The organism is Pseudomonas sp. 9_2_1, from assembly GCF_059295275.1.
This window is the reverse complement of sequence record NZ_CM181239.1, coordinates 1,369,037-1,391,826: the sequence shown is the minus strand read 5'-3', so window position 1 is coordinate 1,391,826 and position 22,790 is coordinate 1,369,037. Positions and strand designations below refer to the sequence as shown.

Here is a 22,790-nt window from a genome sequence, read left to right as displayed (position 1 = left end):
CCTTGATCCTTGTGATTTCTAGCTAGCGAAAGGTGCCAGGCGCCCGCTGCAACAGAGGCCGGGCGGCGATCCGTTGGCGCTGCAGACTGTCACAGGTGAACACCTGAGGGCGTTCGATCAGGTAGCCCTGGGCGTAATCCACGCCTATTTCCTGCAGGGCCTGCTCGATCAAGGGTGTTTCGACAAACTCGGCAATGGTGCGCTTGCCCATCACATGGCCGATGTGGTTGATGACCTCGACCATGGCCCGGTTGACCGGGTCGTCGAGCATGTCCTTGACGAAACTGCCGTCGATCTTGAGGAAATCCACGGGCAAATGCTTGAGGTAGGCGAACGAAGACATGCCGGCGCAGAAATCATCGAGCGAGAACCTGCAGCCCAGCCCCTTTAACTCGTTGATGAAGCGGATAGCGCTGCCCAGGTTGGCAATGGCGCTGGTTTCGGTGATTTCAAAACAGATCATGCGCGGCGGAATGGCGTACTCGACAAACAGCCGCTGCAGGTATTCGAGGAACTTGTCGTCACCAATGCTCGACCCCGAAAGGTTGATGGCGCAGATCGACAACGGCCCTTCGCGCCCTTCGTCCAGGCACTGGCGAATGACCTGGAACACATTGCGCACCACCCAGCGGTCCAGCGCGGTCATCAGGCCATAGCGCTCCGCCGCCGGGATGAAGCTGCTGGGCAGGATGGTGCGCCCGCTTTCATCGTGCAGGCGCAACAAGATCTCGATATGGCCCGGGCCTTCGAACGATTTCAGCGGGGCGATTTCCTGCGCGTACAGGCAAAAGAGGTTTTCTTCCAGGGCCACATGCAAGCGCTGGATCCAGGCCATTTCGCCAAAGCGCATGGACAACTCGCTGTCGTCGGCGTGGTACACCTGCACGCGGTTGCGGCCCTTCTCCTTGGCCATGTAGCAGGCCATGTCGGCGGCGCGCAGCGAAGTCTCCAGGGTGCCGGGCGCCTGGGCCATGTGCACCAGGCCAATGCTGACCGTGGTGACGAACGGCCGGCCTTTCCAGACAAAGTGCAAACTCTGCACCATCTGCCGCAGTTGCTCGGCAATGCGCTCGGCCTGGTCGGGCGGGCAGTTTTCCAGCAGCACGCCAAATTCGTCGCCACCCAGCCGCGCCAGGGTGTCGCCTTCGCGCAAGCCGGATTGCAGCACGGCGCAGATGTGCCGCAGCAACTCGTCGCCGGCGGCATGCCCGCAGGTGTCGTTGACCAGCTTGAACTGGTCGAGGTCGAGGAACATCAGCGAATGCCGCCCAGCCTGGCGCGCCAGGCCATTGAGCGCCTGCTCCAGGCGGTATTCGAACTCGCGGCGGTTGGCCAGACCGGTCAGGGCGTCGTGGGTGGCCTGCCAGGACAGGTTGGCGATGTACTGGCGCTCCTGGGTCATGTCGTGCAGCACCAGCACCATACCGCTGACCTGGCCCTCATTGACGATTGGCGAGCCCACCAGGTTGATCGACACGGTGCTGCCATCCAGGCGCTGGATCAGCCGGGCATGCTCGGCGCCGCCCTTGAGGCTGCCGCTAAGTACCTGCTCGACCAGGCTGCGGTCATCCTCCTCGGCATGTTCGTCAACCAGGCTGAACAGCGCCGACAGCGGCAGGCCCTGAGCCTGGCCGGCCTGCCAGTGGGTCAGTTGCTCGGCGGCCGGGTTCATGTAGCCGATGTAGCCCTCCACATCGGTGGTAATCACCGCATCGCCAATGGCCTGCAGGGTGATTTGCGCGCGCTCTTTTTCTTCCTGCAGAGCGCTGGCGAAGGCCTGCCGCTGGGCCAGCAGCTTGCTCGAACGACGCCAAGCGATGGCAATCAGAAACAGCGCGGTCAGCAGGTTGGTGATCAGCAGCACCCGCAGCAGCATGCGCGAGCCTTCGCCCAAGGCATCGCTGAACGCTTTCGCGGCCGGCGTGACGCCTTCGTTGATGGCAACGATACGGGCCTGCCAGTCATCGACCGTGCGCGCATCCACCGGCGGGCCGCTGCTGAAGCGCTGGCGCACTTCGCCGGCCAGTACATCCAGCTTGGCCAGGTACTCGTCGCCAATGTTCCAGAAGTCGATGGCGGTCTGCATGTAGCTGACGTTACGGAAGTTGCGGTAGAACCAGATGATCCGCTCGACATCGTCGGGGTGGTTGCCACCTTGCAGCACAGCCTGGCGCGCGGCGTCCAGGTCGGGCCGCGGGTGGTCCAGCACTTCGCGCACCTGCTGGTCGCCCTGGGGCACGGTGATGGCCTGGCGATAGCGCTGATAGGTGCTATCGTCGCGGTTTTCGGCATACAGGGTGAGGTAGTAGATGGCGTCTTTCTGTGCCTTGGACCACAGGCTTTCGCCCGCAACATAGGCGCGCACGGCCGAGAGCGTATAAAGACTGAGGCTGCCCAGCGCCACCTGGAAGACCACGACGGCGATGAAGGGCCAGGTAATGCCGAGCAACTTTGGCGCTTCTAGAGTGCGATGTCCCTTCATGGAGTCCCTGTCACAGAGCAGATAAGGCGCAAATCAACCCAGACAAGCACAGCGTAGGCCATTTGCCATCTTCGTGGAGGGGATTTTTATGACAGAAAACCGGGAATTTGTACGGCCTGTGCCGGCCTGAGGTTCAGCTCTGCTGGAGATGTCCGTAGAGCTTGGCATACAGCCCACCGTCGGCAATCAGCTGCTGGTGGTCACCGTCTTCGGCCACATGCCCGCCATCGAACACCAGCACCCGGTCAGCCTGCTTCACCGCCGACAGCCGGTGGGCGATGATCAGCGTGGTACGGCCGCTGAGGAAGCGCGCCAGGGCCTGGTGCAGGTTGTACTCGGTAGCGGCGTCCAGGGCCGAGGTGGCCTCGTCGAGGATCACCACCTTGGGCTCGGCCAATACCATGCGGGCAATTGCCAGGCGCTGGCGCTGGCCACCCGACAAACGCACACCCGAGCGCCCCACCACGCTGTCCAGGCCCTGCGGCAAGGCGGCGATGGTGGCATCCAGCTGGGCAATGCGCAGCGCCTGCCAGCAAGCCTCGTCACTGCAATCGCGGCCCATGCTCAGGTTGGCACGCACGCTGTCGTTGAAGAGCGACGGGTGCTGCAACACCACTGCGACGTTTTCACGCAGGGTTTCCAGGCCGATTTCCTGCAGGCTGGCACCGCCAAAGCGGATGGTGCCGGCCTGGGCGCTGTAAAGCCCCAGCAACAGCTGCACAAGGGTGCTCTTGCCACCGCCGCTGGCACCTACGATGGCCACTTTTTCGCCCGGGGCAATGGACAGGTCGAGGTGCTCCAGCACCGGTTCGTCGGCATAGGCAAAGCGCAGATCGCGCACATCGATACCCACTGTCTCGCGCCCGGCGAACGGGTCGCTGGCAGCCGGGTATTGCGGTTCGTCGGCCCGCGCCAGCAGCTCGTTGAGCCGGCTCAATGCGCCGCCAGCGGCATAGTAGGCGTACTGCAGGTTGAGCAGCTGCTCCACTGGCCCGATCATGAACCACAGGTAGCTGAACACTGCCAGCATCTGCCCGATCGACAGGTCGGAGAACAGCACGGTCAACATGGCCGCAGCCCGGAAGATATCGATGCCGAACTGGAACAGCAAGCCACTGGCACGGCCGCTGGCGTCGCTCTTCCATTGCGAATCCACGGCGAAGTCGCGCACTTCGCGGGCACGCAGGCCCAGGCGGCCGAGGAAGTAGCCCTGGCGGTTGCTGGCGCGGATCTCCTGGATGGCATCGAGGGTTTCGGTCAGCGCCTGAGTGAAGCGTGCGGTGCTGTCGTTCTCGAGCTTTTTCAGGTGCTTGACGCGCTTGCCCAGCTGTACGGTGAAATAGATCACCAGCGGGTTGAACAGCAAGATCAGCAGGGCCAGCTGCCAGTGCATCCAGATCAGGATGGCCGCGGTGCCGGTCAAGGTCAGCATGGCCACCAGGAAGCGGCTGAGGGTTTCGCCGACGAATTTGTCGAGGGTGTCCAGGTCGGTGACCAGGTGAGTGGTGACCGTGCCGCTGCCCAGGTCTTCGTATTCCTTCAGCGAAATCCGCTTCAGCCGCTCGATCAGGCGAATGCGCAGGCGGTACACGATGTCCTTGGCCAGGCCCGCGAACAGCTTGGCCTGGACCACATTGAACGCCAGCGCCGCCAGGCGCAGGCAAAGCGTGAGGCACAGCATCAAGCCGATATAGCCGGCCGCTACCTGCCAACCGGACGGCAGCAGGTTGTTCATCCATTTCAGCGCGGCATCACCATGACCCAGCAGCACTTCATCGACCAGCAGTGGCAGCAGCAACGGAATGGGCACGCTGCAGCACGCTGCCAGTACGGCGATGAGGTTGGCAGACCAGAGGTTTTTCTTGTGGTGCAGGGCCAGACGGCGAATTTCCGCCCAGCTCAGTCGATCGGCCGCAGCGCAAGGCTTGCCCGGTACCGGGTCGGGTGACCCAGGCACATCAAGCACAGGCGGCCTGCTGCAACCAGCGGCCAAGCAACGGCTGCAGGCTGTCCAGCGGCTGGTAGCCGTTGGTCAGCAAGGCCAGCTGGCCGTGGCGCTCGGCCAGCAGGGTCGGGAACCCGGCAATGCCCAGGTCCTGGGCCCAGCTGAAATCGGCAGCGGTCGCGGCGCGGGTGTCGGCGCCGGCGAAGGCCTGGGCGAACACGGCGCGGTCGAAGCCCGCCTGTTCGGCCAGGTCGACCAGCTGCGGCGCGGTGGTCACATCCATGCCTTGCTCATAGAACCCGCGCTGGATCAGCGCCAGCAACGGCCAGACGCGCTCGGCGTCCAGCTCGCGGGCCGTGACCAGGGCGCGGCAGGCAGGCTCGGTGTCGTAGACGAAACCGTCGGGCATGGCACCCTCGAAACGGAACGGCTGGCCGGTCGCTTCAGCCACCGCCTGCCAGTGTTCGAGGATGTACTTGCGGGTAGAGCTGTCCAGCGCGCTGCCGCCGGTGCGCAGCCCGCCTGGCACCACACGGGTGGGCACGCCGGCCTCACGCGCCTGGGCGATCAGGGCCGCGGCCACCGGCGCGAAACCCCAGCACCAGGAGCACATCGGGTCCATCACATAGATCAGGCGTGCAGACATGCATCAGGCCTCGGCTTTGTAGTTGAAACCGATCGGGTGCGGCAGGTTGCGCGCCTTGGCCAGTTCGATCTGCTTCTGCCGGTCGATGGCACTGCGCCGGGTCTTTTCGCTCAGGGTGTCCCAGCAATGCGGGCAGCTGACACCTGGCGAATAGTGCTCGGACGCGCGCTCCTCTGCATTGATCGGGTGGCGGCAGGCGTGACACTGGTCGTACTCGCCTTCGCTCAGGTCATGGCGCACCGTGACGCGGTTGTCGAAGACGAAGCAGTCGCCGTCCCACAGGCTTTGTTCCTGAGGCACTTCTTCGAAGTATTTCAGGACGCCGCCTTTAAGATGATAGACCTCCTCGAAGCCTTCACCGAGCATGTAGCTGGAAGCTTTTTCACAACGAATGCCGCCGGTGCAGAACATGGCAACCTTCTTGTGCTTGCTCGGGTCAAAGTTGGCCTTGATGTACTCGGGGAACTCGCGGAAGGTTTCGGTCTTGGGATCGAGGGCGCCCTTGAAGGTGCCGATGGCCACTTCGTAGTCGTTGCGGGTGTCGATCAGCAGCACTTCAGGGTCGCTGATCAGGGCGTTCCAGTCCTTGGGCTCGACGTAGGTGCCGACGGCCTGGTTCGGGTCCACGCCCGGCACGCCGAGGGTGACGATCTCTTTCTTGAGCTTGACCTTGGTGCGGTAGAACGGCTGCTCGTCGCAGTACGACTCTTTATGGTCGACGTCGACCAGGCGTGGGTCGGTGCGCAGCCAGGCCAGCAGGCCATCGATGCCTTCGCGGGTGGCCGACACGGTGCCGTTGATGCCCTCATGGGCAAGCAGCAGGGTGCCTTTGACGTTGTTGTTTACCATGGCCTCGAGCAGCGGCTCGCGCAGCTCGACGTAGTCTTGCAGGGTGACGAACTTGTACAGCGCCGCGACGACGATCGGTTGAGACATGAAGCAGGATCTCCAGGTGGGTGCCCTCGTAAGGGGCGGACCGGGTTGTGCAAAAAACAGGGGGCCGCTGTGCGGTCCATCGCCGACAAGCCAGCTCCCACAGATACTGCACCACTCTCAAGTAGGGCGCTTTACCTGTGGGAGCTGGCTTGCCGGCGATGGGCTGCACAGCAGCCCCCTTTTGGGATGTAGCGAATTCTACCAGAACAACAGCAAGGTTTCAGTGCCCGCCGCCCGCGCACACCGGCGAGGCCGGTGCAACACCGACCTTGGTCCACTCTTCGCCGGTATAGGTATGAATGGCCAGGGCATGGATCTGCCCCATCAGCTCACCCATGGTGGCGTACACCTTCTGGTGGCGCTTGACGCTGTTCAACCCGGCAAACTGCTCGCTGACGATCACTGCCTTGTAGTGGGTCTCCTGACCACGACTGTGCATGTGACTTTCATCGAGCACCTGCAGATGTTGCGGCGCCAGGGCTGCCAGCTGCTGTTCGATACGCTGTTGCATGGTCATTGCGGCGTTCTCACTTTTTCGCCGGAACGGCGGCCTTGCCTGCGTTCGGGTCCAGTTCCTTGGTCATGTCTTCGAGCAGCTTGTTGACCACAGGTACTGCAGGCTCCAGGCTCTGCTGGGTCAGCTGGGCCGACTGCTGGGTGACCTTGGGCATTTCACGCAGCACTTTCTTGCCCAGCGGCGATTCGTAGAACTTGACCAAGTCCTTGAGCTCCTGCTCGGTGAAGGTCTGGGTGTACAGGTCGACCATCTTCGGCTTCAGCTTGTTCCAGCCGATGGCGTTGTCCAGCGCGGCGTTGGCCTTGGCCTGGTAGCCTTCGAGTACCGGCTGCTTGCTGGCCGGGGCCTTGGTCTGGGCGAAGCGCTGGGCAAACATCTGCTGGACCTGCATGTACACCGGGGTGCCCAGCTTGTCGGCGTTGGCCAGGGTCAGGAATTTCTCGGCAGCAGCGTTGTGGCTGGCGGTGGCAGCGAGCACCTGGCCGCTGGCGCAAGCCAGGGCAACGGCGGCACAAAGGACACGGAGACGGGTCATTGCATTTCCTTCAAAGAGGGGGAGGCAGGTACCTCAGGGTAGAGCATTCTGCGCCGTGGTGGCGATGTGCTCAAGTGGCACGACGAGCGACGGAACCGCTCGGTCGAATCAGGGCCTAAACTGCGATTTCGAACTACACAGGAGTGCGTACAGAATGAGCCGTATCGAGACAGACAGCCTGGGCCCGGTCGAAGTTCCGGAGGACGCCTACTGGGGTGCGCAGACCCAGCGTTCGCTGATCAACTTTGCCATCGGCAAGGAACGCATGCCCCTCGCGGTGCTGCACGCCCTGGCGCTGATCAAGAAAGCCGCGGCGCGTGTCAACGACCGCAATGGCGACCTGCCGGCGGACATCGCCCGGCTGATCGAACAGGCCGCCGACGAGGTGCTGGACGGCCAGCACGATGACCAGTTTCCGCTCGTCGTGTGGCAGACCGGCAGCGGCACCCAAAGCAACATGAACGCCAACGAAGTAATCGCCGGGCGCGCCAACGAACTGGCCGGTAAAGGCCGGGGCGGCAAGGCGCCAGTACACCCTAACGATCACGTCAACCGCTCGCAGAGCTCCAATGACTGCTTCCCCACCGCCATGCACATTGCGGCAGCCCAGGCGGTGCATGACAAACTGCTACCTGCAATCGCCGAACTGTCCTCGGGGCTGGCGGAGCTGTCTGCACGCCACCACAAGCTGGTCAAGACCGGTCGCACGCACATGATGGACGCCACGCCGATCACCTTCGGCCAGGAAGTGTCCGCCTTCGTTGCCCAGCTGGACTATGCCCAGCGCGCCATCCGCGCCACCCTGCCAGCAGTGTGCGAGCTGGCCCAGGGCGGCACCGCCGTGGGTACCGGGCTCAACGCCCCGCATGGCTTTGCCGAAGCCATTGCCGCCGAGCTGGCGGCGCTGTCCGGGCTGCCGTTCGTCACCGCGCCAAACAAGTTTGCCGCCCTCGCCGGCCACGAACCGCTGACCAGCCTGGCGGGTGCCCTGAAGACCCTGGCCGTGGCCCTGATGAAAATCGCCAACGACTTGCGCCTGCTCGGCTCCGGCCCGCGCGCCGGGCTTGCCGAGGTACGCCTGCCGGCCAATGAACCAGGCAGCTCGATCATGCCGGGCAAGGTCAACCCTACCCAGTGCGAGGCGCTGTCGATGCTGGCCTGCCAGGTGCTGGGCAATGATGCGGCGATTGGCTTTGCCGCCAGCCAGGGCCACTTGCAGCTGAACGTGTTCAAGCCGGTGATCATCCACAACCTGCTGCAGTCGATCGAATTGCTGGCCGATGGCTGCCGCAACTTCCAGCTGCACTGCGTGGCGGGTATCGAGCCGGATGCCGAGCAGATGGCCGCGCACCTGGAACGGGGGCTGATGCTGGTGACGGCGCTGAACCCGCATATTGGCTATGACAAGGCGGCGGAGATCGCCAAGAAGGCCTACAGCGAGGGCAAGACCCTGCGCGAGGCGGCGTTGGAGCTGAAGTACCTGACCAATGAGCAGTTCGACCAGTGGGTGCGGCCCGAGAACATGCTGGCACCGGGGGGCAAGGGATAAGCTCTTTAATGCCCGCCCCGGCCGTATCGCCGGCAAGCCAGCTCCCACAGGCATCCCACATCTTTCAGGCTTGGGGTTATCCTGTGGGAGCTGGCTTGCCGGCGATAGGGCCGGGGCAGGCGATCAACGAGCCTGGGCCAGCCGCGCCCGTCTCGAGCGCCAGCTGGCCACCAGCGAGGGCCCCAGCGCCACCAGTGCCGAACCCAGCACCACGGTCACCGCCCCCACATAACCCAGGGCATTGATGTCCTCGGCATGCACATGCTCAGGCCATACCACCGCCGCCAGCGCCACCGCGACAAAGGTCACCAGCGGGGTCAGCGCCAGGGTGGCACTCACCCGCGACGCCTCCCAGTGCGCCAGCGCCTCGGCAAACGCGCCGTAGGCCACCAGGGTATTCAGGCAGCAGGCCAGCAACAGCCAGCCCTGCACCGGCGTCAGCTGCAAGGCTTGCAGCGGGTGCACCCAGGGCGTCAACAGCGCAGCGCAACTGAGGTAGATCACCATCATCACCTGCTGCGAATGCCAGACTGTCAGCAGCTGCTTCTGGCTCAGGGCGTAGAACACCCAGATGCTGGTCGCCAGCAGAATGGTCAGCACACCGGTGGTGTAGGTTCCCAGTGAAGTCAGCAGTTCTTCCAGGCGCTGGTTGAAAAACAGGCCAAAGCCCGCCAGCAGGATCAGCAGGCCCACGCCTTGCCCGAGGCTGAAGCGTTCACGGAACACGAACACGCTGGCCACCAGCAACAGCACCGGGCCAATCTGCACCACCAGCTGCGCGGTGCCCGGGCTGAGCAGGTTGAGGCCGATCAGGTACAGCACGTAGTTGCCCATCAGCCCGAGCACGGCCACCACCACCAGGCCCTTGCCACCGGCCGACAGCTTGCGCAATGACGGCAGCTGGCGCTTGGTCGCCAGCCAGACGAACAGCAGGCCGCCGGAGACCAGCAGGCGATACCAGGTGACCGTCACCGGGTCGACCACTTGCAGCACCTGCTTGAGCTTGATCGGCAAGATGCCCCAGAGCAGCGCGGTCAGAAGTGCCAGGAACAGGCCAAAGCCCCAGCGGCCGGAAGTGGTGTGCATAGCGTCCTCGATCAAGCCCGTGGTGGGGTGGTTGAATTCTACGGGCTTGGAGGGTGGGGGCGGTGGAGAGTGCCGAGAAAAGAATTCATCAGGTCATTCTTCTGGGGCATGGCTGGGCAAGCGTATGTCCTGTGCCGACCCCTTCGCGGCGGTTCGACGCCTCGATGAACCGATCTCATAGAACTGCACATAACTTACTGATTCAGCAGGGACCATGTGGGAGCGGGCGTGCCCGCGAACACCGGCGCAGCCGGTGCCATGCACCGCGTTGGATTCTTCGCGGGCGCGCCCGCTCCCACAGGGTCCGCGGAGCGCCCAGCATTCACCCGCGAAGAGGCCAGAACAGGCAACCTACTTCTTGTGCTTGGCAAACGCCGCCTCAAGCGCCTGATTGATAGTGCGCAACACCTTCACCCGCGCCCAGCGCTTGTCGTTGGCCTCCACCAGCGTCCACGGTGCGATCTCGCTGCTGGTGCGGTCGACCATGTCGCCGACCGCCTGGGCGTAGTCGTCCCACTTTTCGCGGTTGCGCCAATCATCCTCGGTGATCTTGTAGCGCTTGAACGGGATCTGCTCGCGCTCTTCAAAACGCTCCAGCTGGGTCTGCTGGTCGATCGACAGCCAGAACTTGACCACCACCACGCCCGCATTCACCAACTGCTCTTCAAAATCGTTGATCTCGCTGTAAGCGCGCATCCAGTCCGCCGGGGTGCAAAAACCTTCCACCCGCTCCACCAGCACCCGGCCATACCACGAGCGGTCGAAGATGGTGAACTTGCCGCGCGCCGGAATATGCCGCCAGAACCGCCACAGGTAAGGCTGAGCACGCTCTTCTTCAGTGGGCGCGGCGATCGGCACAATGCGGTACTGGCGCGGATCCAGCGCTGCCGCCACGCGGCGGATGGCACCGCCCTTGCCGGCCGCATCGTTGCCTTCGAATGCAGCTACCAGGGCATGCCGGCGCATGCGTTTGTCGCGCAGCAGGCCGGCCAGGCGGGCCTGCTCGGTGACCAGTTGTTCCTGGTAGTCTGGCTTGTCCAGGCGCAGGGTCATGTCCAGCGCGCCGAGCAGGCTGCGGTCGTCGATGCTGCGCCCCAGCGGCGCAACGTTGCCCTGGTGCTTGCCCTTCGGGTTGTTGGCCAGCGCTGCCTGCAGGCTTTCGAGCAGAATGCGCCCCACCGCCAGGCTGCGGTAGTTGGGATCGACACCTTCGACGATATGCCACGGTGCATAGTCGCGGCTGGTGCGACGCAGCACGCGCTCGCCAAAACGCACGAAACGGTCATAGGTTTCCGACTGCTGCCAGTCCAGCGGGCTGATCTTCCAGCTGTGCAGCGGGTCGTCCTTGAGCGATTTCAGCCGTGCCTTCATCTGCTTCCTGGACAGGTGGAACCAGAACTTGATGATCAGCGCGCCTTCGTCGCACAGCATCTGCTCCAGGCGCTCGGCGCCGGTGATGGCCTGGTCGAGCACGGCGTCCTTGAACACCCCGTGCACCCGCCCCTGCAGCATCTGGCTGTACCAGTTGCCGAAGAACACCCCCATCCGCCCTTTCGGTGGCAAGGCCCGCCAGTAACGCCAGGCCGGCGGGCGGGCCAGCTCTTCGTCGGTCTGCTGGTCGAAGGTGAGCACATCGATCATGCGCGGGTCCATCCACTCGTTGAGCAGTTTTACCGTCTCACCCTTGCCGGCGCCTTCGATGCCGTTGATCAGTACGATCACCGGGAAGCGCGCCTGCTGCTTGAGTTCGTACTGGGCTTCGAGCAGGGCCTCGCGCAAAGCGGGTACCTCGGCGTCGTAAGCCTCCTTGTCGATGCTGTGGCCGATTTCGGCGGATTCGAACATGCACTGGCTCCTTCAATGGCTAACCAAGACTAGCGGATTTCATTTCTGCCTGTATTGACCTGTTGACGGCCGAAGCCGCTGCCACAGGTGTTGCGGATGGCATAAAATCCGCCCATCCGCTGCAACCGAGCCAACCATGTCCACCCTCCTCCAGCATGCCCAGATCGACTGGGACGACCAAGGCCGCCCCCATTCGCGGCAGTACGACGACGTCTATTTCGCGGTCAACGAAGGCATCGAAGAAACCAAGCACGTGTTCCTTGGCCAGACCCGCCTGGCCGAGCGATTTGCCAGCCTTGCGCCGCACACCTGCATGGTGATCGGCGAAACCGGTTTTGGTACCGGCATGAACTTTTTCTGCGCCTGGCAGCTGTTCGACGCGCACGCGCACAGCGATGCACGCCTGCACTTCGTCAGCGTCGAGAAATACCCCCTCGGCCACGCCGACATGCTCCGTGCCGTACGCCTGTGGCCTGAGCTTGCCGCCTATACAGAGCCACTGCTGGAACAGTACGTGGCCATCCACCCGGGCTTCCAGCAGTTCACCTTCGACAGCGGCCGGGTCACCCTCACCCTGTTGATCGGGGATGTGCTGGAACAGCTGCCGCAACTCGATGCACAGATCGATGTGTGGTTCCTCGACGGCTTTGCGCCGGCCAAGAACCCGGACATGTGGACACCACAGCTGTTCGCGCAACTGGCGCGGCTGTCGCACCCGGCTGGTGCTGCCGAAGCCACAGTGCTGGGCACCTTCACCACCACTGGCTGGGTACGCCGCAGCCTGGTCGAAGCCGGTTTTGCCATGAAAAAGGTGCCCGGCATCGGCAAGAAGTGGGAGGTGATGAGCGGCGCCTACGTCGGCCCCCTGCCCGGCCCCGAAGCGCCCTGGTATGCGCGCCCGCCTGCCGCACCAGGGCCGCGCGAGGCGCTGGTGATCGGTGCCGGCCTGGCCGGTAGCAGCAGCGCCGCCAGCCTGGCCCGGCGTGGCTGGCAGGTGACCGTGCTGGAGCGTCACCAGGGCGCGGCACAAGAGGCCTCAGGCAATCCGCAAGGGGTGCTGTACCTGAAGCTGTCCGCCCATGGCACTGCCTTGTCGCAGATGATCCTGTCCGGTTTCGGTTATACCCGTCGCCAGCTCGAACGCCTGCAGCGGGGCCGTGACTGGGATGCCTGCGGGGTGCTGCAGCTGGCTTTCGACAGCAAGGAAGCCGAGCGCCAGGGCAAATTGGCTGCTGCCTTCGACCGCGACTTGCTGCAGCCACTGCAGCGCGCCGAGGCTGAGGCCCTCGCCGGTGTCACCTTGCCGGCGGGTGGGCTGTTCTACCCCGAAGGCGGCTGGGTACACCCGCCTGCACTTTGCCAGCAGCAGCTGCAGCACCCGGGCATTCGCCTGCTGACGCACCATGAGGTGCTGGAACTGCGCAAGGTTGACCAGCAGTGGCAGGCCTGGGCTGGCGATCGCCTGCTGGCCAGCGCACCGGTGGTGATCCTGGCCGGTGCGGCCGAAGTACGCCGGTTCGAGCCTTGTGCGCAGCTGCCGCTCAAGCGCATCCGTGGGCAGATAACCCGCCTTGCCGCCACCGCCAGCAGCCGGGCGCTGCGCACGGTGGTGTGTGCGGAGGGCTACGTGGCACCGCCGCGCGACGATGAACATACCCTGGGCGCGAGCTTTGATTTTCACAACGAGGACCTGACGCCGACGGTTGCCGAGCACCAGGGCAACCTGGCGTTGCTGAATGAGATTTCACCCGACCTGGCCCAGCGCCTCGGCGCGGCGGAGCTGGACCCTGAGCAGTTGCAGGGCCGTGCGGCGTTTCGTTGCACCAGCCCGGATTACCTGCCGCTCGTCGGGCCGGTGGCCGACGCGCAGGCGTTTGCCCAGGCCTATGCGGTGCTGGGGCGGGATGCACGCCAGGTGCCGGATGTGGCTTGCCCTTGGCTGGGTGGGTTGTATGTGAACAGCGGGCACGGGTCGCGTGGGTTGATTACCGCGCCGCTGAGCGGTGAGCTGCTGGCGGCCTGGGTGTGCGGGGAGCCGCTGCCGTTGCCGCGGGGGGTGGCGGAAGGTTGTCATCCGAACCGGTTTGGGGTGCGGCGATTGGTTCGGGGAAAGTGATTGCCTTGGGGCGCATGCCGTTGAATTCATGGCGCCTGCGAATCGAGCGCCGCCCGCGCGGCGCTGGATTTATCGCCACGCCACAAAAACCAGGGCGGACAACCAAAAACTGAAAACCCTTATAACAGATCGTTCTAAAACTCCTGCAAACCACCCGGGTCAGTTCCTTAAGGTGCCCTAATCCGGGGCATCACCTCCCCAACGGAAAAACCGGTAAGGACTTATGTGCGGATTAGCAGGAGAGTTACGTTTCACCCCCATCGACCAAGCCCCTCGCCCAGCCGACCTGGCTGCGGTAGAGCGCATGACCCATCACCTGGCCCCGCGTGGCCCGGATGCCTGGGGCTTCCATAGCCAAGGCCCGATCGCCCTTGGCCATCGGCGCCTGAAAATCATGGACCTGTCCGACGGCTCGGCGCAGCCAATGGTCGACAACACCCTTGGCCTGTCACTGGCCTTCAACGGCGCCATCTACAACTTCCCCGAGCTGCGCCAGGAACTGCAAGACCTGGGCTACAGCTTCTGGTCCGACGGCGACACCGAGGTGCTGCTCAAGGGCTACCATGCCTGGGGCGCGGCCTTGCTGCCCAAGCTCAACGGCATGTTCGCCCTGGCCATCTGGGAACGCGACAACCAGCGCCTGTTCCTGGCCCGCGACCGCCTGGGCGTCAAACCCCTGTACCTGTCGCGCAATGGCGAGCGCCTGCGCTTTGCATCGACCCTGCCAGCGCTGCTCAAAGGTGGCGACATCGACCCGATGCTCGACCCGGTGGCGCTCAACCACTACCTGAACTTCCATGCCGTGGTACCGGCACCGCGTACCCTGCTGGCCAACGTGCAGAAGCTGGAACCGGGCACCTGGATGCGCATCGACCGCCATGGCGAAGTCGAACGCCAGACCTGGTGGACGCTGCATTACGGCCCCCACCCGGACGAGCGTGAACTGGACCTTGAAGGCTGGACCACCCGAGTACTCGATGCCACCCGCGATGCCGTAGCCATTCGGCAGCGGGCCGCCGTGGACGTAGGCGTACTGCTGTCCGGCGGGGTCGATTCCAGCTTGCTGGTCGGCCTGCTGCGCGAAGTGGGCGTGGACGACCTGTCGACCTTCTCCATCGGCTTCGAGGACGCCGGCGGCGAGCGCGGCAACGAGTTCGAGTATTCCGACCTGATCGCCAGGCATTACGGCACCCGCCATCACCAGTTGCGCATCGCCGAGCACGAGATCATCGACCAGCTGCCAGCGGCCTTCCGCGCCATGAGCGAGCCGATGGTCAGCCACGACTGCATCGCCTTCTACCTGCTGTCGCGGGAAGTGGCCAAGCACTGCAAGGGCGTGCAGAGCGGCCAGGGCGCCGACGAGCTGTTTGCCGGCTACCACTGGTACCCGCAGGTGGACGGCGCCGAGGATGCGTTCGGGGCCTACCGCGACGCCTTCTTCGACCGCAGCCACGCCGAATACCGCGACACCGTACAGGCGCCTTGGCTGCTGGAAACCGACGCAGCCGGCGACTTCGTGCGCGAACACTTCGCCCGCCCCGGCGCAGCGGATGCCGTGGACAAGGCCCTGCGCCTGGACAGCACGGTGATGCTGGTGGAAGACCCGGTCAAACGGGTGGACAACATGACCATGGCCTGGGGCCTGGAGGCACGCACGCCGTTCCTCGACTACCGCCTGGTAGAGCTGTCGGCGCGTATTCCAGCGCGTTTCAAGCTGCCTGACGGCGGCAAGCAGGTGCTCAAGCAAGCGGCCCGCCGGGTGATCCCGCATGAAGTGATCGACCGCAAGAAGGGCTACTTCCCGGTGCCAGGCCTGAAGCACCTCGAAGGTGCGACCCTGGGCTGGGTGCGCGAGCTGCTGACCGACCCCAGCCAGGACCGCGGTTTGTTCAACCCGGCCATGCTCGACCGCTTGCTGAGCAACCCGCACGGCCAGCTGACGCCGCTGCGTGGCTCCAAATTGTGGCAGCTGGCCGCGCTGAACCTGTGGCTGAGCGAACAAGGAATCTGACCGATGAAAGCCCACGAAATCGCTTACGGTCAGCGCCTGCTGCGCGGCCAGGCGCCGTCCTACGAGCGCCTGCAGGCGCGCCTGGCCGGCGACGGCAGCCAGCCCCACGACCAGCCGCGTGCCGTGCACTGCGGCTGGGGCCGGTTGCTGATTGGCCACACCTACCCGGACCCGAACAGCCTGGCCGACGAACTGCTGGACGAGCGCCCGGGCGAGCGCGATATCGCCTTGTACGTGGCAGCACCGCAGCAGGTGCTGGCGCAAGCGCCGCAACAGCTGTTCCTCGACCCGTCCGATACCCTGCGCCTGTGGTTTACCGACTATCGCCCGGCGCAGCGTGTTTTTCGCGGTTTTCGTGTACGCCGGGCGCAGAACCCCGCCGACTGGCAAGCCATCAACACCTTGTATCAGGCCCGCGGCATGTTGCCGGTCGATGCCGATCGGCTGACGCCTCGGCACCTCGGCGGCCCGGTGTACTGGCTGGCGGAGGACGAAGACAGCGGCGCGGTGATCGGCAGCGTCATGGGCCTCAACCACAGCAAGGCGTTCGATGACCCCGAGCACGGCAGCAGCCTGTGGTGCCTGGCCGTGGACCCGCACTGCACCCGTCCCGGGGTGGGTGAAGTGCTGGTGCGCCACTTGATCGAACACTTCATGAGCCGTGGCCTGGCCTACCTGGACCTGTCAGTGCTGCACGACAACCGCCAGGCCAAGCGCCTGTACCAGAAGCTGGGCTTTCGCAACCTGCCCACCTTCGCGGTCAAGCGCAAGAACGGCATCAACGAACCCCTGTTCCTGGGGCCCGGCCCACAGGCCGACCTGAACCCGTATGCGCGCATCATCGTTGACGAAGCGTTGCGCCGAGGTATCGAAGTGCAGGTGGACGATGCCGCAGGCGGGCTGTTCACCCTGAGCCTGGGCGGGCGCCGCATTCGCTGCCGTGAATCGCTAAGCGACCTGACCAGCGCCGTGACCATGACCCTGTGCCAGGACAAGCGCCTGACCCAGCATGCGCTGCACAACGCCGGGCTGCAGGTGCCCGCGCAACAACTGGCCGGCAACGCCGACGACAACCTGGCATTTCTCGACGAGCATGGCGCGGTGGTGGTCAAACCGGTGGATGGCGAGCAAGGCCAGGGCGTTGCCGTGAACCTGACCTGTATCGACGATATCACCCGCGCTGTGGCCCACGCTCGCCAGTTCGACAGCCGCGTGCTGCTGGAGAGCTTCCATGCCGGGCATGACCTGCGCATCGTGGTGATCGGCTATGAAGTGGTGGCCGCCGCCATCCGCCACCCGGCGCAAGTGCTGGGCGATGGCAAGCACAGCGTGCGCCAGTTGATCGAAGCCCAGAGCCGTCGGCGCCAGGCTGCTACGGCAGGCGAGAGCCGGATCCCGCTGGACGACGAGACCGAACGCACGTTGCACGCTGCGGGTTTTGGCTATGACGACGTGTTGCCCGCCGGCCAGCGCCTGGCGGTACGGCGCACTGCCAACCTGCACACCGGTGGCACCCTGGAAGACGTGACCGCACGCCTGCACCCGGTGCTGGCCGACGCCGCCGTGCGCGCTGCACGGGCACTGGAAATTCCGGTGGTGGGGCTGGACTTCATGGTCCGCGACGCCGAGCAGGCCGAGTACGTGATCATCGAGGCCAATGAACGCGCCGGGTTGGCCAACCATGAACCGCAGCCAACGGCCGAGCGTTTTATCGACCTGCTGTTTCCGCATAGCCGGCCTTTGGCGTAAACCAGTCCCGGCCTCTTCGCGGCGGTTCGACGCCTCGATGAACCCGCTCCCACAGGGATATCACCGACCCTGGGGGCGCGCCTTACCCGCGAAGAGGCCGGCACAGGAGTAGAGGAGCACCCCACATGTCCGAACGACACCCCGAACCCGATCTCGACTACCTCAAGCGCGTACTCCTGGAGATGCTCGCCATCCCCAGCCCCACGGGCTTTACCGACACAATCGTGCGCTACGTGGCCGAGCGCCTCGACGAGCTGGGCATCCCCTTCGAGCTGACCCGCCGTGGCACCATCCGCGCCACCCTCAAGGGCCGGCAAACATCGCCCGACCGCGCTGTATCCGCCCACCTGGACACCATTGGCGCCAGCGTGCGCCAGTTGCAGGACAACGGCCGCCTGGCCCTGGCACCGGTCGGCTGCTGGTCCAGCCGCTTCGCCGAGGGCAGCCGGGTCAGTGTATTCACCGACACCGGCGTATTCCGTGGCAGCGTGCTGCCGCTGATGGCCAGCGGGCATGCCTTCAACACCGCCATCGACCAGATGCCGATCAGCTGGGACCACGTCGAGGTACGCCTGGACGCCTATTGCGCCACCCGCGCCGACTGCGAGGCGCTGGGCGTGAGCATTGGTGACTTCGTCGCCTTCGACCCGCTGCCCGAGTTCACCGAAAGCGGCCATATCAGTGCCCGCCACCTGGACGACAAGGCTGGCGTGGCAGCGTTGCTGGCGGCATTGAAGGCGGTTGTGGAAAGCGGCCGCCAGCCGCTGATCGACTGCCACCCGCTGTTCACCATCACCGAGGAGACCGGCTCAGGTGCAGCCGGCGCCCTGCCCTGGGACGTCAGCGAGTTCGTCGGTATCGACATCGCCCCGGTGGCGCCCGGGCAGGCCTCCAGCGAGCATGCGGTGAGCGTGGCCATGCAGGACTCGTCGGGGCCTTACGACTACCACCTGTCCCGGCACCTGTTGAAACTGGCCGGCGATCACGACCTGCCGGTGCGGCGCGACCTGTTCCGCTATTACTTCAGCGATGCCCATTCGGCGGTGACCGCGGGGCATGATATTCGTACCGCCTTGGTGGCGTTCGGCTGCGATGCCACCCATGGCTATGAGCGCACACATATCGACAGCCTGGCGGCGCTTAGCCGGCTGCTGTCGGCGTACCTGCTGAGCCCGCCGGTGTTTGCCAGTGATTCACAGCCGGCCAACGCGTCGCTGGAGCGCTTCAGCCATCAGCTGGAGCATGATGCGCAGATGGAAAGCGATACGCGGGTGCCGGCGGTGGATAGCCTGGTAGGTAATAAAGGCTGATGGCCTAGGGGCTGCAATGCGGCCCCAAACCATCAGATGTTTCGCGTAGCATGCCTACACCACTTCCAGACAAGTCACACCATGCTGATCCCCTACGAACAACTGCAAGCCGAAACCCTTACCCGCCTGATCGAGGACTTCGTCACCCGCGACGGCACCGACAACGGCGACGACACCCCGCTGGAAACCCGCGTGCTGCGGGTTCGTCAGGCATTGGCCAAGGGCCAGGCGTTCATCCTGTTCGACCTGGAAAGCCAGCAGTGCCAGCTGCTTGCCAAGCATGATGTGCCGCGCGAGCTGCTCGACTGACAGCACGGGTGTCCAAGCGGGTGTCCAAGCGGGTACAGGCGACATCAGGCCCTTCGGGTCTTGCACTTTTCGCCTTCCTTGATGCGCTTGTACACCTCGGCCCGATGCACCTGCACCTCGCGCGGGGCATCGATCCCCAAGCGCACCACGCCATCCCGCGTCTCCACCACCATGATGCGGATGTCATCACCAATCACGATGATCTCGCCTACTTCACGCCCTATTACCAGCATGTTCCGATCCTCCTGCAAAGGGAAAACCGGAGCCTGCCTCGTAAGCATTTGGCTACTCAATAGCTCTACTGCGAATCAGAAGCGCCCTACATTTGCGGGTAAATTGCCCTACAGACAGGTCAGCGCGATTGGGCTTTCGAGCGCATTTTTACCGCCATTTCGGCCATCTCTTCGTACAGCCGCTCGGGGGCCTCGCGCTTCAACTGCCACGCCTGGCGCCCGGCCTCGTGCGGCAGTATGAGGAACTCGCCGGCGGCGACCTGTTGGTGGATATACTCGGCAATATCGGCAGCACTGATCGGCGAACCTTCCAGCAGCTTGCCCACCTGCGCCTTCATGGCTGGGTTCGGCCCGCGGAACGAGTCCAGCAGGTTGGTCTGGAAGAACGACGGGCACACCACATGCACGGCCACCTCCAGCTGCTGCAACTCGACCAGCAGGCTCTCCGACAGCGCCAGCACGCCCGCCTTGGCCACGTTGTAGTTGCTCATGCCGGGGCCCTGCATCAGCGCGGCCATCGAGGCGATGTTGATGATGCGCCCCTTGCTGCGCTCCAGCAGCGGCAGGAAGGCCTTGCAGCCTTTGACCACGCCCATCAGGTTGACCGCGATCTGCCAGTCCCAGTCTTCCAGCGACAGTTCGGCAAAGAACCCGCCCGAGGCGACCCCGGCGTTGTTGACGATCACATCGATGCCGCCGAACTTCTCGTCGCAGGCCTGGGCCAGGGCAGTCAGCTGGCTGTAGTCGCGCACGTCGCAGCGCTGCACAAAGCCTTCGCCACCGAGCGCGCGAACCTGTTCCAGGGTTTCGCCCAGGCCGGCGTCGTTGACATCGGCCAACGCCAGGCGCCAGCCCTCACGTGCCCAGCGCAGGGCGATCTCGCGACCGAGGCCGGACCCGGCGCCGGTGATCATGATGCGGTTTTGCATGGTGGCTAGCCTTGTTCTGATGAGCAATGGAGGCAGTCTAAACAAGGGCCGGGGGGTCAGCAGGGTTAATCAGGGTAGTGAATGGGGGAGCATGACTGTGCTGCTAAGAGGCCGGTGTCGGCGCACATCAATGGAATCTTTCACAAGCGGCAACAGTCCGAACTTACAAGAGGCCAGCAGTCCGAGGCCCTTGACCCTCAACCACGCAAGGACTCCGTCATGACCACGATTCTCATCATCATCCTGATCCTGCTGCTGATTGGTGGCTTACCAGTCTTCCCGCACTCGCGCAGCTGGGGCTATGGCCCGTCCGGCATCATTGGCGTAGTGCTGGTGGTCCTGCTGGTGTTGTTGTTATTAGGCATGATCTAGCCCTGAACCAATAAAAAAACCGCGCCTGAGCGCGGTTTTTTTATTGCCCGGCGAATCAGTGCGAAACAGCCCCCGAAGCGCCCAGGCCAGTCTGCGACCGCACGAATTGCGGGTAGAACAGAGCCCGTTCGTCATCAGCCGCCTTGGACTTGTCGGTGACCGAGAAGAACCAGATGCTGGCGAAGGCGATGGCCATCGAGAACAGCGCCGGGTACTCGTAAGGGTAGATCGGCTTTTCATGGCCGAGGATCTGTACCCAGATGGTAGGCCCGAGAATCATCAGGGTCACCGCGCTTACCAGGCCCAGCCAGCCGCCGATCATCGCGCCGCGGGTGGTCAGCTTCTTCCAGTACATCGAAAGCAGCAGCACCGGGAAGTTGCAGCTGGCAGCAATCGAGAATGCCAGGCCGACCATGAAGGCGATGTTCTGCTTCTCGAACAGGATACCCAGGCCGATCGCCAGCACGCCCAGGGCGATGGTGGTGATCTTCGAGACGCGGATCTCATCCTTGTCGTTGGCCTTGCCCTTGCGCCAGACGCTGGCATACAGGTCGTGGGACACCGCCGAGGCGCCTGCCAGGGTCAGGCCGGCAACCACCGCCAGGATGGTGGCGAAAGCCACGGCCGAGATGAAGCCGAGGAACACGCTGCCACCCACCGCGTTGGCCAGGTGCACCGCTGCCATGTTGTTGCCACCCAGCAGGGCGCCGGCGGCGTCCTTGAAGTCCGGGTTGGTGCTGACCAGCAGGATTGCGCCAAAGCCGATGATGAAGGTAAGGATGTAGAAGTAGCCGATGAAGCCGGTGGCATACAGCACGCTCTTGCGGGCTTCCTTGGCGTCACTGACGGTGAAGAAGCGCATCAGGATGTGTGGCAGGCCGGCGGTACCGAACATCAGCGCCAGGCCCAGCGAGAAGGCCGAGATCGGGTCCTTGACCAGGCCGCCTGGGCTCATGATCGCTTCACCCTTGGCATGCACCTTGATCGCTTCGGAGAACAGGGTGTTGAAGTCGAAGTTCACGTGTTTCATCACCATCAGCGCCATGAAGCTGGCACCGGACAGCAACAGCACGGCCTTGATGATCTGTACCCAGGTGGTGGCCAGCATGCCGCCAAACAGCACGTACAGGCACATCAGGATACCCACCAGGATCACCGCCACGTGGTAGTCCAGGCCGAACAGCAGCTCGATCAGCTTGCCGGCACCCACCATCTGCGCGATCAGGTAGAACGCCACCACCACCAGCGAACCGGAGGCCGACAGGGTACGGATCTCCTTTTGCCCGAGGCGGTAAGAGGCGACGTCGGCAAAGGTGTACTTGCCCAGGTTGCGCAGGCGTTCGGCGATCAGGAACAGGATGATCGGCCAGCCGACCAGGAAGCCGATGGAGTAGATCAGGCCGTCGTAGCCAGAGGTGAACACCAACGCGGAAATGCCCAGGAACGAGGCGGCCGACATGTAGTCGCCGGCAATCGCCAGGCCGTTCTGGAAACCGGTGATCTTGCCGCCGGCGGCATAGTAGTCAGCGGCAGACTTGTTGCGTTTGGAGGCCCAGTAGGTGATGCCAAGGGTGAAGGCGACAAAGGCCACGAACATGGCGATCGCCGAAACGTTCAGCGGTTGTTTCTGCACCTCGCCGGTCAGGGCATCGGCGGCCCACACGGCGGGTGCGAAGGCTCCGCAGGCCAGTACGGCCAAGGTTTTGGCATGGCGGATCATTGTTGCGCCTCCTTCAGGATGGCCTTGTTCAGCTCATCGAACTCGCCGTTGGCGCGGCGCACGTAGATGGCGGTCAGGACGAATGCCGAAATGATCAGGCCAACACCCAGGGGGATACCCCAGGTAATCGACGACTCAGGGCTGAGCTTGGCGCCCAGGATATGAGGACCGTAGGCAATCAGGAGGATGAAGGCGCAGTACAGGCCGAGCATGATCGCCGAGAGGATCCAGGCGAACCGTTCGCGTTTGGTGACCAGCTCCTTGAAGCGGGGGCTGTTTTGTATCGAGAGGTAAATGCTGTCGTTCATTGTTTTTGTCCTAGCAGCACAGATAGGGGATGGAACCCACACCCTTACTTTATGCGGCTGCTGGACGCCAACCAGACGACCTTAGTCTTAGATGCAACGGTGTTTTACCAATTGCGTAACAAACTGACGGCCCTTTCGCGGGCATGCCCGCTCCCACAGGGGTATCACGAGGCCTGAGGGCAGTGATATCCG

At 64.1% G+C, this 22,790-nt stretch carries 19 protein-coding genes; 7 read left to right on the top strand and 12 right to left on the bottom strand.

What is annotated here, in order from left to right; translation table 11 throughout:
* Window positions 1–22: 22 nt before the first annotated feature.
* The 6 genes from AC5O5I_RS06280 to AC5O5I_RS06255 form a co-directional block, all read right to left on the bottom strand.
* On the bottom strand, window positions 23–2,482 hold the full coding sequence (locus tag AC5O5I_RS06280) for an EAL domain-containing protein (RefSeq protein ID WP_172223453.1): 2,460 nt from the start codon (window positions 2,480–2,482) through the stop codon (window positions 23–25).
* 133 nt (window positions 2,483–2,615) lie between these two features.
* Complete coding sequence (locus tag AC5O5I_RS06275) at window positions 2,616–4,448, bottom strand: ABC transporter ATP-binding protein (protein ID WP_172286131.1); 1,833 nt, start codon at window positions 4,446–4,448, stop codon at window positions 2,616–2,618.
* Window positions 4,441–5,073: a DsbA family protein gene (locus tag AC5O5I_RS06270; protein WP_172223460.1), complete on the bottom strand. Its 633-nt coding sequence runs from the start codon at window positions 5,071–5,073 to the stop codon at window positions 4,441–4,443. Before AC5O5I_RS06270 ends, AC5O5I_RS06275 begins: the two co-directional genes overlap by 8 nt.
* 3 nt (window positions 5,074–5,076) lie before the next feature.
* Window positions 5,077–6,009: an oxygen-dependent tRNA uridine(34) hydroxylase TrhO gene (trhO, locus tag AC5O5I_RS06265; RefSeq protein ID WP_172223465.1), complete on the bottom strand. Its 933-nt coding sequence runs from the start codon at window positions 6,007–6,009 to the stop codon at window positions 5,077–5,079.
* Between the two features lie 220 nt (window positions 6,010–6,229).
* A complete protein-coding gene (locus AC5O5I_RS06260; RefSeq protein ID WP_172286129.1) occupies window positions 6,230–6,526 on the bottom strand; it encodes a BolA family protein in 297 nt (98 codons plus the stop codon).
* A gap of 10 nt (window positions 6,527–6,536) precedes the next feature.
* Window positions 6,537–7,061, bottom strand: coding sequence for a DUF2059 domain-containing protein (locus tag AC5O5I_RS06255; protein WP_172223471.1), 525 nt, complete (start codon window positions 7,059–7,061; stop codon window positions 6,537–6,539).
* Window positions 7,062–7,215: 154 nt separating this feature from the next.
* Here AC5O5I_RS06255 and AC5O5I_RS06250 point away from each other — a divergent pair, with 154 nt between their 5' ends.
* Window positions 7,216–8,610 carry a class II fumarate hydratase gene (locus AC5O5I_RS06250; protein ID WP_172223475.1) on the top strand — a complete coding sequence of 465 codons (1,395 nt, stop codon included), beginning with the start codon at window positions 7,216–7,218 and terminating at the stop codon, window positions 8,608–8,610.
* Between the two features lie 123 nt (window positions 8,611–8,733).
* Here AC5O5I_RS06250 and AC5O5I_RS06245 read toward each other — a convergent pair whose 3' ends face one another.
* Window positions 8,734–9,696, bottom strand: coding sequence for a DMT family transporter (locus tag AC5O5I_RS06245; RefSeq protein WP_172223479.1), 963 nt, complete (start codon window positions 9,694–9,696; stop codon window positions 8,734–8,736).
* Between the two features lie 351 nt (window positions 9,697–10,047).
* Window positions 10,048–11,541, bottom strand: a complete 1,494-nt coding sequence (pap, locus tag AC5O5I_RS06240; RefSeq protein ID WP_172286127.1) for a polyphosphate:AMP phosphotransferase — start codon at window positions 11,539–11,541, stop codon at window positions 10,048–10,050.
* A gap of 136 nt (window positions 11,542–11,677) precedes the next feature.
* Here pap and mnmC point away from each other — a divergent pair, with 136 nt between their 5' ends.
* The 5 genes from mnmC (at window position 11,678) to AC5O5I_RS06215 (ending at window position 19,036) form a co-directional block, all read left to right on the top strand.
* The gene (mnmC, locus tag AC5O5I_RS06235; RefSeq protein WP_494512226.1) at window positions 11,678–13,657 is read left to right on the top strand and encodes a bifunctional tRNA (5-methylaminomethyl-2-thiouridine)(34)-methyltransferase MnmC2/FAD-dependent 5-carboxymethylaminomethyl-2-thiouridine(34) oxidoreductase MnmC1; all 1,980 of its coding nucleotides are present in this window, start codon (window positions 11,678–11,680) and stop codon (window positions 13,655–13,657) included.
* A 223-nt stretch (window positions 13,658–13,880) separates the two neighbouring features.
* Window positions 13,881–15,668, top strand: coding sequence for an N-acetylglutaminylglutamine amidotransferase (locus AC5O5I_RS06230; RefSeq protein WP_172231180.1), 1,788 nt, complete (start codon window positions 13,881–13,883; stop codon window positions 15,666–15,668).
* Window positions 15,669–15,671: 3 nt separating this feature from the next.
* Complete coding sequence (ngg, locus tag AC5O5I_RS06225; RefSeq protein WP_172231183.1) at window positions 15,672–17,417, top strand: N-acetylglutaminylglutamine synthetase; 1,746 nt, start codon at window positions 15,672–15,674, stop codon at window positions 17,415–17,417.
* A 125-nt stretch (window positions 17,418–17,542) separates the two neighbouring features.
* Window positions 17,543–18,727, top strand: a complete 1,185-nt coding sequence (locus AC5O5I_RS06220; RefSeq protein ID WP_172231186.1) for an osmoprotectant NAGGN system M42 family peptidase — start codon at window positions 17,543–17,545, stop codon at window positions 18,725–18,727.
* An 81-nt stretch (window positions 18,728–18,808) separates the two neighbouring features.
* Window positions 18,809–19,036 (top strand): YheU family protein, encoded by a 228-nt coding sequence (locus tag AC5O5I_RS06215; RefSeq protein ID WP_054900489.1) that lies wholly within the window; start codon window positions 18,809–18,811, stop codon window positions 19,034–19,036.
* Between the two features lie 44 nt (window positions 19,037–19,080).
* Here AC5O5I_RS06215 and csrA read toward each other — a convergent pair whose 3' ends face one another.
* A complete protein-coding gene (csrA, locus tag AC5O5I_RS06210; protein ID WP_172233261.1) occupies window positions 19,081–19,269 on the bottom strand; it encodes a carbon storage regulator CsrA in 189 nt (62 codons plus the stop codon).
* A 119-nt stretch (window positions 19,270–19,388) separates the two neighbouring features.
* Window positions 19,389–20,198: an SDR family oxidoreductase gene (locus tag AC5O5I_RS06205; protein ID WP_172286551.1), complete on the bottom strand. Its 810-nt coding sequence runs from the start codon at window positions 20,196–20,198 to the stop codon at window positions 19,389–19,391.
* Window positions 20,199–20,417: 219 nt separating this feature from the next.
* Here AC5O5I_RS06205 and AC5O5I_RS06200 point away from each other — a divergent pair, with 219 nt between their 5' ends.
* On the top strand, window positions 20,418–20,570 hold the full coding sequence (locus AC5O5I_RS06200; RefSeq protein WP_013971433.1) for a DUF3309 family protein: 153 nt from the start codon (window positions 20,418–20,420) through the stop codon (window positions 20,568–20,570).
* 55 nt (window positions 20,571–20,625) lie between these two features.
* On the opposite strand, the gene AC5O5I_RS06195 is transcribed toward AC5O5I_RS06200, so the two are convergent.
* Both AC5O5I_RS06195 and AC5O5I_RS06190 read right to left on the bottom strand, forming a co-directional pair.
* Window positions 20,626–22,290, bottom strand: coding sequence for a cation acetate symporter (locus AC5O5I_RS06195; protein ID WP_172286552.1), 1,665 nt, complete (start codon window positions 22,288–22,290; stop codon window positions 20,626–20,628).
* Complete coding sequence (locus AC5O5I_RS06190) at window positions 22,287–22,598, bottom strand: DUF485 domain-containing protein (protein WP_172232781.1); 312 nt, start codon at window positions 22,596–22,598, stop codon at window positions 22,287–22,289. The genes AC5O5I_RS06195 and AC5O5I_RS06190 overlap by 4 nt, the downstream gene beginning before the upstream one ends.
* Window positions 22,599–22,790: the final 192 nt, after the last annotated feature.

Bases quoted from the DNA above. Each gene is read 5' to 3' on its own strand.
- ngg (WP_172231183.1), top strand. From the start codon at position 15,672: ATGAAAGCCCACGAAATCGCTTACGGTCAGCGCCTGCTGCGCGGCCAG.
- AC5O5I_RS06195 (WP_172286552.1), bottom strand. From the start codon at position 22,290: ATGATCCGCCATGCCAAAACCTTGGCCGTACTGGCCTGCGGAGCCTTC.
- pap (WP_172286127.1), bottom strand. From the start codon at position 11,541: ATGTTCGAATCCGCCGAAATCGGCCACAGCATCGACAAGGAGGCTTAC.
- AC5O5I_RS06255 (WP_172223471.1), bottom strand. From the start codon at position 7,061: ATGACCCGTCTCCGTGTCCTTTGTGCCGCCGTTGCCCTGGCTTGCGCC.
- csrA (WP_172233261.1), bottom strand. From the start codon at position 19,269: ATGCTGGTAATAGGGCGTGAAGTAGGCGAGATCATCGTGATTGGTGAT.
- AC5O5I_RS06200 (WP_013971433.1), top strand. From the start codon at position 20,418: ATGACCACGATTCTCATCATCATCCTGATCCTGCTGCTGATTGGTGGC.
- AC5O5I_RS06270 (WP_172223460.1), bottom strand. From the start codon at position 5,073: ATGTCTGCACGCCTGATCTATGTGATGGACCCGATGTGCTCCTGGTGC.
- AC5O5I_RS06260 (WP_172286129.1), bottom strand. From the start codon at position 6,526: ATGACCATGCAACAGCGTATCGAACAGCAGCTGGCAGCCCTGGCGCCG.
- AC5O5I_RS06190 (WP_172232781.1), bottom strand. From the start codon at position 22,598: ATGAACGACAGCATTTACCTCTCGATACAAAACAGCCCCCGCTTCAAG.
- mnmC (WP_494512226.1), top strand. From the start codon at position 11,678: ATGTCCACCCTCCTCCAGCATGCCCAGATCGACTGGGACGACCAAGGC.
- AC5O5I_RS06220 (WP_172231186.1), top strand. From the start codon at position 17,543: ATGTCCGAACGACACCCCGAACCCGATCTCGACTACCTCAAGCGCGTA.
- AC5O5I_RS06215 (WP_054900489.1), top strand. From the start codon at position 18,809: ATGCTGATCCCCTACGAACAACTGCAAGCCGAAACCCTTACCCGCCTG.
- trhO (WP_172223465.1), bottom strand. From the start codon at position 6,009: ATGTCTCAACCGATCGTCGTCGCGGCGCTGTACAAGTTCGTCACCCTG.
- AC5O5I_RS06280 (WP_172223453.1), bottom strand. From the start codon at position 2,482: ATGAAGGGACATCGCACTCTAGAAGCGCCAAAGTTGCTCGGCATTACC.
- AC5O5I_RS06250 (WP_172223475.1), top strand. From the start codon at position 7,216: ATGAGCCGTATCGAGACAGACAGCCTGGGCCCGGTCGAAGTTCCGGAG.
- AC5O5I_RS06205 (WP_172286551.1), bottom strand. From the start codon at position 20,198: ATGCAAAACCGCATCATGATCACCGGCGCCGGGTCCGGCCTCGGTCGC.
- AC5O5I_RS06245 (WP_172223479.1), bottom strand. From the start codon at position 9,696: ATGCACACCACTTCCGGCCGCTGGGGCTTTGGCCTGTTCCTGGCACTT.
- AC5O5I_RS06230 (WP_172231180.1), top strand. From the start codon at position 13,881: ATGTGCGGATTAGCAGGAGAGTTACGTTTCACCCCCATCGACCAAGCC.